This is a genomic window from Myroides odoratimimus, assembly GCF_030326305.1.
Lineage (GTDB): Bacteria > Bacteroidota > Bacteroidia > Flavobacteriales > Flavobacteriaceae > Flavobacterium > Flavobacterium odoratimimum_A.
The window spans coordinates 3427-12192 of record NZ_JACAKB010000047.1; the positions used below are offsets into that span (position 1 = coordinate 3427).

The 8766-nt window shown below is 30.9% G+C and carries 6 protein-coding genes and 2 pseudogenes; 2 read left to right on the forward strand and 6 right to left on the reverse strand.

Going from position 1 to position 8766, the window contains the following annotated elements:
* Nucleotides 1-420: helix-turn-helix domain-containing protein (locus tag HX049_RS17500; RefSeq protein ID WP_286417582.1), on the forward strand; the 420-nt coding region annotated here is incomplete at its 5' end.
* A gap of 385 nt (nucleotides 421-805) precedes the next feature.
* Here the strand turns inward: HX049_RS17500 and HX049_RS17505 are convergent.
* On the reverse strand, nucleotides 806-1720 hold the full coding sequence (locus HX049_RS17505; protein WP_286417584.1) for a DUF4822 domain-containing protein: 915 nt from the start codon (nucleotides 1718-1720) through the stop codon (nucleotides 806-808).
* 357 nt (nucleotides 1721-2077) lie between these two features.
* On the opposite strand from HX049_RS17505, the gene HX049_RS17510 reads away from it, so the two are divergent.
* Nucleotides 2078-2326 (forward strand): hypothetical protein, encoded by a 249-nt coding sequence (locus HX049_RS17510; protein ID WP_286417586.1) that lies wholly within the window; start codon nucleotides 2078-2080, stop codon nucleotides 2324-2326.
* Between the two features lie 139 nt (nucleotides 2327-2465).
* Here HX049_RS17510 and tnpA read toward each other — a convergent pair.
* The 5 genes and pseudogenes from tnpA to HX049_RS17535 form a co-directional block, all read right to left on the reverse strand.
* Nucleotides 2466-2878 (reverse strand): annotated as a pseudogene (tnpA, locus tag HX049_RS17515) (IS200/IS605 family transposase).
* A gap of 101 nt (nucleotides 2879-2979) precedes the next feature.
* Entirely contained in the window at nucleotides 2980-3768 is a 789-nt protein-coding gene (locus HX049_RS17520) for a hypothetical protein (RefSeq protein WP_286417588.1), read from the reverse strand.
* Nucleotides 3769-3773: 5 nt separating this feature from the next.
* Nucleotides 3774-4523: a hypothetical protein gene (locus HX049_RS17525; protein ID WP_286417590.1), complete on the reverse strand. Its 750-nt coding sequence runs from the start codon at nucleotides 4521-4523 to the stop codon at nucleotides 3774-3776.
* Between the two features lie 19 nt (nucleotides 4524-4542).
* Entirely contained in the window at nucleotides 4543-5283 is a 741-nt protein-coding gene (locus HX049_RS17530; RefSeq protein ID WP_286417592.1) for a hypothetical protein, read from the reverse strand.
* Between the two features lie 64 nt (nucleotides 5284-5347).
* Nucleotides 5348-8766: pseudogene (locus HX049_RS17535) on the reverse strand (hypothetical protein); the annotation flags it as partial.

Consider the following 8766-nt stretch of genomic DNA (forward strand, 5'->3'; position numbering starts at 1 on the left):
CAAACACATGATCAAACACATGATCAAACACATGATCAAACACATGATCAAACACATGATCAAACACATGATCAAACACATGATCAAACCATTATTTCAAAATCAATTATATCCTTCTTCGAAAGTAATGATAGTGATTATCTGAAAAAAGATTTTAGTATTGAGATATTAAGTAAAAAACTTAATATATCGCCTAATAAGATATCTGTAGTTATAAACAAAGAATTAAATACTAACTACTATAATCTACTAGCATATTATCGTATACAACACGCAAAAAAACAACTTATAGAAAAACCTAATTTAAAAATTGAAATAATTGCAAAAGAATGTGGATTCAATACCCCATCAACCTTTACTAAGTATTTCAAATTATTTGAGAACTGTACTCCTTCAAAGTTTATTAAAACTAGAAACTAAAATTATCTTCTATTGAGTTTATAGATGAAATCCTCTAAATATTATTAAGTTATTTAATTTTGCAGTAAGTAAGTTTATTTTAATATTAAATGTAGTCCTTTTAGAGTCTCATTATTTATAAAAAAAAACTTTAAGATTTAATAAATAAAAACAGATTACACATACTAATTTCTATTTATATCCTCTTAAAGTCTTTACTTATTATGAACAACTACCTGTTTTATAATAAAAACATTCTATATCTTGTTTAAAATCATCTGTAACCGATATACAATTAATTTTAGAACGCTAACAATATTATATACACAAGTAACCTATTAATGCAAAACATAGAAATTATGATAAACATTAAAAAACAAATAGTTATTCATAATTTTTCTATTCATTATCTAACAATAGGCTCATGCTCAACTCTTAATAAAATTCCACCTACTTCTATATCGTAAGTAAACTTTTTATTTGTTAGTTCAAAAACACTTACTGTACGTTCAAATGTAACTGAACCATCAGCAGCTCTACCTATTAAAGTTCTTGTTTTACCATCCAAAGAAACATACCAATCTCCTTGAGAACGAACTGCAGCTTTATCTCCATAAGCTGTAATTAAAAAAGTACCATTAGAATACTTCCCATCTTTATTCTTTGGAAAATATTCTTTACCATTGTTATTCACATAGTAAGCATCTCCAGAAAAGTTAGACGCAGGAGCAATAGTCCTATCTAATTCAATCGCTTTATCAACTCCATTTGTAATATCTAATACCTTAGTAGTCTTCCACTCTACACTTGCTAAAATTTGCGCTGGAGTTTTAGGCTCTGGGTGATTTGTAACAGGCTCATGTTCTACATTATACACAATTGAAGGATTAGTAGCGTCAGATATAACATATGTAAATTTTTTATTATTTAATTCTACTAGATCTACTGAGCGCTCAAAAAGTATTTCATTTAAAGAATTAAACACCACTAATTTTCTCTTTGTATCATTATCTGTTAAAGACCATAAGCCATACATCTTATGACCATCTTTAAAATCAACTATTCTAAAAGTACCATCTGTATTATAATAAGCATACCCAGCATACATAGCTCCTGGCATTTTATCTAAACTTATGTTATTTCCCTTATTATCGACAATCTTAGAAGTTATCCATACATTACTTGATAAAACTACAGATCCTGGTTCTGATTTTACAGTTATTTCATTTTTAGAATTATCGTCACTAGAGCAAGAAACAATAACTGCAGAAGATAATAAAAATACGGTTAATCCAAATAACCTTAAAAAATTTTTTTTCATGTTAATTTATTTTAATAATAGCAAAACTAATATTTATTCCTAAATGATTTAATTATTACTCACCAATTTAACAATATATATCCAAAAAAGATACCTAACAAATAAACCACACAAATGTCCTTTACAGCCTAAAATCAGCTAACAAACAAGAGAATTCGGAAAGTATCGGTATACTACTGTAAAAGAACATATACTTCCTCCCCCTAATATTTTACAGATTAAAATCCTACACAGTTTTTGAAATGGGACAAGAAATAGAAGAATCTACACAAAAAAAATTAGCAATGATATTTATTAGGTAGTCGTCCCTTAAAAACAAATTAATTATATACAAATCAACACATTACACTTTTTTGTATGTTTTTTATCTTAGTACACGACAAAAGTATTCAGCGTTTTATATCTTCAGCTGATTTGAAATTGGAATGGATATCTCAACTAATATTTGCACTTATTCCTACTGAGGAATCTTATGTTCTTGTGATGGATCACACCAATTGGAAGTTTGGCAAACAAGATATAAACATCTTAATGCTAGGTATTAGTTATAAGAATATGTGTTTTCCAATACTATTTAAAATGTTAGATAAGCGTGGTAATTTGTAACAATTTATAGTTTTCACATAGAAAAGACAACTCTCAGTTAAGTGAGACAGCCCTATAATCTTCCTCCTTTATTCAACCAAAATAAAAAGCCACCATTAAAAATGGTGGCTTTGTTTTTCAGATTAGCCCTAAAAGGGCATTATGATTGATTATCATTATGTTCTTGATACTTGACATATCGTTTTATCATATCTTCGTCCAATCCTACTGTACTAACAAAATACCCTCGAGACTAAAAATGATTACCCCAATATGGCTTCTGTTTTAATGTTGGATATGTTTTAAAGAGTTTTATGGCTAATTTACCCTTGAGAATACCCATAAATTCTCTGATAGATACTTTGGGAGGAATCGAACATACTAAATGAATATGGTTTTTCTGAATATTCATTTCTTGTATTTGCCCCCTTTCTAACTACTAATCAATTGAATATCATATTCAATCAAACTTTTTACCATTCCTTCCAAAGTTTGGAAGCGATACTTGGGTGTAAAAACTATGTGATAATCACATTTGTAATACACATGCGTTAACTTTCTATATTTACTCACTGTTTAAATGTCTTATAGTACAAACCTATAAAAGGCATAGCCTATAAAACATCATAAACAACCATATTTATTAGCAATTCTATTTTCTAAGTAAATCTTTTTTAAGGCTTTGAAATTACTTTTTCATAAACTACTACATTAAAGACTCCTATCCCTAGTGATTCTATTTCTCCATCAGCATTGCCGAAATAAACCTCTTTATCTAAATCAACAAAAGAATTTTTCTCTATATAACCAAATAACTTGTATTTTACCTTATTCTCTACAGATTCTTTATTACTTAATTGATCCACTGCTTTACCTGTTACAGATACACCTAATAAATTATCACCTGATGCCGGTATTTTATTTTTATAATTAGTTATTTTTCTAGATCCTTGATCAAGCTCAACAATTGTATTGTCTTCATTTACCTTAGTTAGAGTAACTCCAATATACCCCACTATCACATTATTATTCACTATATTGTCATAAATATAGATTGGTATATCATATTCTAAAAAAAGAATATTCTCTGTATTAGGAGACAAAATAACCTCTAAATCCATTTCTAAGCTCAGTGGAGTTTTAGATGTATCCATCACATTGGCACTTTTTGGTGTATGAATTATCTTATTACTTTTAATATATTCTATAGTTTTTAAATTAAAATTATCAGAATCATAATCCATTGTTGCCAAATACCCTTGTTGATTTAATACTACTTTACGTAAATAATCAGGCTTCCTTTCTAATCCTTCTAAACGAATATAACTATTTTCTGCATTTTCTACTTTAATTCCCTTTGGGTCGACATCTAAACCTGCTGTAGGATCTTCTGTTCCCACTCCTACTTGTCCAAACATTGATATGCTGAACAAAATAAAAAACAGTGCACTAACATTCTTCATAACTTTTACTTTATTAGTTCATTAACTGTTACTAAAATCATCCCTCTTCCCCAGTTGTAATTTTTATACCCTATTCTATCATCAAATGCTCCAAACACAATACTATAATTATGTAGATTAATATGATCAGTAAACCCATATACATCATAGACAAGTTCCAAGGGAGAGTCTGTATCATTACTCACTGTATCAACATAGGTATATGCAATCGCTCTTCCTATAGCTGTAGCTGAATTAGCTATACTATGACTTTCAGAGAAACTACGAACTGAAGAGGTGATTTTTTCAAAATCACCATCTCCTTGTTTCTTTTTTAAGAAAACACCAAATTCTCCTTTAGAATTCCCTCCATTTGTATGCATCGAAGGAATACTATAGTTGACCTCCAACACATAAGTTTTCTTAGCTGGTATTATAATTTTAGTATTGAATCCCAAAGATACTTCTTCATATATAGCATTTCTATCTACTGTATCCTCATTAGGAATATACTTTTTTGTAAGCATCTTAGATGTTAAAACATTTTTAAACATCAAATTAGTAGGTAGTCCTGTAAATACAGCTAAATTCCCCTTTTCATCGGCAATTAAATGTTGAGGATAATCAATCATCTCTGTTTCTACATTATGTATATCTTTGAATTTAACTTCTTTTCCAATGTGTACAGCAGCTTGAGGGTTTTCTACACCAATACCTACCTGAGCCATAGAAAATAAGCTATAAAACAACATCAATAAACTTATATATTTTCTCATTTGCTTACTTTTTTGTAATTTATTTATAATAAGGTTTATGATATACTTTCACCAGTATCATCCCTACTCCCATGCCATCATTATTCTCTTGTGAACCGTACCTCACCTCTCCTTGATTGTCATTGACATAACTCATTAATTTATAGCTTATTTTTTTTTGTTTATTATCTTTATTTACTACCTCTTGAACGTTCATTCCTTCAATAAAAGATCTTCTAAAATTTAAATTTGGAGATGCTTTTTCATATTCATCAATTAGAGATACAGCTCTATTTCCTTCTCTTAAATTAACATAACTACTTTCCTTGCCCTCTTCTTTTTTCATTAATCGAACACCTATATCACTTACTAAAGGAATATCAGTATAAGTCGTTTGATTTACCATTTCAAAAGAGACTGGTACATTATAATGAATTTCAAATACTGAAATAGTATTAGGTAATAATTCTAATTCTACTTCTAAAAGCAAGTCTTTACTTTGATTTGTTTTATTAAGAATAACCTGTTTTTTCATCTGATCGTAAACCATCTTAACAAAATAAGAGCGATTACTTTCAATTTCTAAATATCCTAAGTTACCTTCTTTATCCATTAGAACCTCTTTATTAAATATTTTCAGGTCCCCTTCTTCTAAGTTTCGAAATCTAATACTACCTTGAATTTCAATACCGCTTGCAGGACTTTCTGTACCTACTCCTACCTGTGCCATTGCCAGACAAGAGAAGAACAACGTCATTATTATAAATATTGTTTGTTTCATCGTCTTTACTATTGTTTTTTTAGTGTTATACAACACACTTAAAAACAAGTGTGTTGTATAGAACCTATTTCTTTACATACTCTAAAATAAGATAATACTTTCCTTTAGGATGTTTTACAGTCAATGTCCCAGGTGTCCCAAGTGTTAAAACTGTTTTTCCCCCTATTACTTCTTTCTTAATTAAACCACGTGTAGAAGAATTTGTAGTCTGATTTATGAATCTTGCATCAAGAATAATTGTTGCAAAATCACCATCTAATGTTATTTGATTATCTGGTTTGGTTAACTCTACCTCAAAAACTCTTTGCGCTACCTTTTTATCAGTATCTAACCATTTTACATCTTTTATCTGCTCTTGCTTACTATAATCTACCTCTCCTGAAGGAGCCTTTTTAAAAGAAGCACCTCCTTGTCCATCTGCTACTAGTACATCTCCATTAGCTGCTTTATCAGACGCTATTTTAGCGGCCGTCACCCCTTTATCTTTAACAACTGTCCCATACACTGAACCAGCTCTTAATTTTGAGTAAGTTACCGCATCATTTACAATCTTATTTGTTACTATTGCATTATCTTTTAAATGCTTGGTATCAATTGACAAATCGTTCACTTCTAATACAACATCGTTTAATACTGAACCTATTGCTCCTGAGATAGCTGAAATTGTTTCTCCGTTAGTAATATTTGCTTTAGTGATTATATCATCAGCTTTTCCAAAATTATATCCTCCCTCACCATCGGTTAATAAAATGTGATTAGGCAAAACAATTTGATCATTTTCTTTTGAAGATAGCTTATTTATTGTAACTGTTTTATCTCCTAAGTGTTCTGTTGTAATTCCAGCCTCACTTACTTTAATTGATGCAGGTGCTAATAAGACTCCATCTTTTGTAGAAACAGTGATAGAAGCATCACTATCTAACTGTTGACCATAACTGCTCATTGATACAAACTTCGCTTCTCCATCTCCTAATGAAGTCAATACATATCCTTGATCTGCTTGATCTGCGTCTATTTTAATGGCTTGAATAGTTTTATCCGCTATTTTAGCATTTGTTACACCTTTGTTCTTTAAGCCAATTGTAACATCCTTTAAAACTGCTTTATCTCCTCCTGTGATAGCTATAGCATCACTTTCATAAATCGTTTTACCTGCATCTGATATTGCTGTGGTTACTGTTTCAAAGCTCGCACCACCTTCTCCATTGGTTAGTAACACTAATCCTTTAGTTTCTCCTTCGGCATTAATCTTCTGAGTCGTAACAGATCTATTACTTAAATGTTGCTCTTGAACCCCTGAAGTGGCTATTTGAATAGAAGCTTCTTGTAAAAGAGCATGCCCTCCGCCAGAAACAGAAATTGATGTATCTGTTTTTAATTCTTTTCCACTTTGTAAAGCTATACTATCTATAGAAGAAAAAATAGTGCTTCCTTGTCCATCTGCTATTAAAAAAGATCCTTCTTCTACAACTCCAGCTCCTTGTTTAGAGCTAATTTTTGCTGTCGTTACAGCAGTATCCTTTAAGTGTTTTGTATCCACACCTTGTTCAGCGATAGCTATATTTGTCTCTTGCAAAAGAGCTTTATTATTAGCCACTACTTTAATTGAGTTATCAGATTTTAAATCAGCTCCTTTTCCTGTAAAAATATTCTCATTGATATTTTGATAGCTAACTGTTCCATCTCCATTTGCTGTTAATACTGCATTATTTGCAGCTCCTTCAGAGGATATTTTTGTTGTTGTTACAGCTTTATCTTTTAACTTAGTTGTTACAATTCCTTGGTCTTCTATACCTATGCTAGTTTCAGCTAAAACGGTTGATTTACCATTGCTATTAATAAATTTTAATCCATCATTTAATTTTAAATCTTTTCCGGCTTGTACAATACTTGCTTTATCTACATAATCAAAACCTCCATTTTGATTCGTTACCATTACCATACCTTCTTTACTAGCCCCATGATTGTTTAGTTTTTCAATCTGAATAGTTTGATTTGCTATTTGCTGATTAGAAATACTATTTTCTTTAATCCCTAATCTAACATCTTTTAACAGAGCCTTCTCTCCTGAGACAACTTCTCCTTGTTGATTAGGCATAATGATAATGATGTCATCTGTCATTAAGTTACCGGCCACAGCATCATAGATTTTATCCATTTCTCCCCACTGTGTTTTTCCAGCTTCATCACTTAATAAAACTCTACCTTTCCCAATATTTCCTGAAGTGATTTTATCACTTGTTACAGCTAAATCAGCAATTTGATCTGTTTTAACAGCATTGTTAGTTAATTGCTTTGTATCAATACTATTGTCTTTAATACTTAATGTAACATTTTCTAAGACTTTATTTACTCCATTGTCAGATGCAACAATAATATCGTCGGTAGTTATTGTTCCTCTTTTTTGTAACATATCAACAGTTAAAGGCTTATAGCTAACAACTCCTTTTGTACCTACTGTTGCTACATTTCCTTTCTCATCTTCTTTAGCAATAAGCTTGTCTGCAGTAATAGATTGATTATTCACCTCTAAAGTAATATTGCTAAGTACAGATCCTTCTGCTCCTTGTGTTGCAGAGATTGTTTTTCCAGATATGATATTACCTTTTCCAACTAACATATCAGTTGTTAAAGGTTGATAACTTACCGATCCTTTTTTACCTACTGTTGCTACAGAGCCTTCCACAGCATTTTCTGCATTAAGTTTAGCAGCTGTAACAGCTCCATTAGCAATATGCTTTTCTTTAACTCCTGCAATATTAAGCTCAATACTCACTTGTTTATCTTGCTCCCCAATTAATACATTCTCTCCACCCTTAACCAGGATTGTTTCTTCTACATCTCCAACAATATCTCCATTTACTGTATGTGTTATAGCTTCAGCTAAAGGAGTAAACACAGCCCCACCAACGCCATTTGCTGTCAAAACAGAACCATTGAGACTGTTCTCTGAACCTATCTTACTTGTTGTTACCGCCTTATTTTCAAGATGCTTGGTTACAATTCCATTTTCAGCAACCTGAATTCCCACACCTTTTAAAACAGAAGCTGAAGCATCGCCTTTTATTTCTAAAGAATTATCTACTGTTAACGCCTGTGCTTGTATCACTTCAGTAACATCTTGATATTTTACAGTTCCATCGTTTTGTGCCACAGCAACAAACTTATTCTTTCCTTTTCCTGCCCATAATTTTTCCTCTCCTACTGCTCCATCTTTTATTTTAGATGAAAGTACAGCATTGTCTTTTAAATGTTCTGTACCAACACCTTGTTTAGCTATTGCAATACTAGCCTCACTTAACAATGCTTTCTCTCCTTTTATTACTTGTATAGAAGCATCTGATAATAATTTTTTGCCTTTTGCTTCTATAGACTCATATATATTATTCTGAATTTCTTCTTTAGAAATTATCTCATCAAAATTATTAATAACATCGCCTACAACATCGATAGTAACCTTACTATTCGCTTCGTTTGTATAGA

What these genes read in the sequence shown, in the direction of transcription:
- HX049_RS17530 (WP_286417592.1), bottom strand. Translation starts at nt 5,283, where the DNA reads ATGAAACAAACAATATTTATAATAATGACGTTGTTCTTCTCTTGTCTG.
- HX049_RS17520 (WP_286417588.1), bottom strand. Translation starts at nt 3,768, where the DNA reads ATGAAGAATGTTAGTGCACTGTTTTTTATTTTGTTCAGCATATCAATG.
- HX049_RS17505 (WP_286417584.1), bottom strand. Translation starts at nt 1,720, where the DNA reads ATGAAAAAAAATTTTTTAAGGTTATTTGGATTAACCGTATTTTTATTA.
- HX049_RS17525 (WP_286417590.1), bottom strand. Translation starts at nt 4,523, where the DNA reads ATGAGAAAATATATAAGTTTATTGATGTTGTTTTATAGCTTATTTTCT.
- HX049_RS17510 (WP_286417586.1), top strand. Translation starts at nt 2,078, where the DNA reads ATGTTTTTTATCTTAGTACACGACAAAAGTATTCAGCGTTTTATATCT.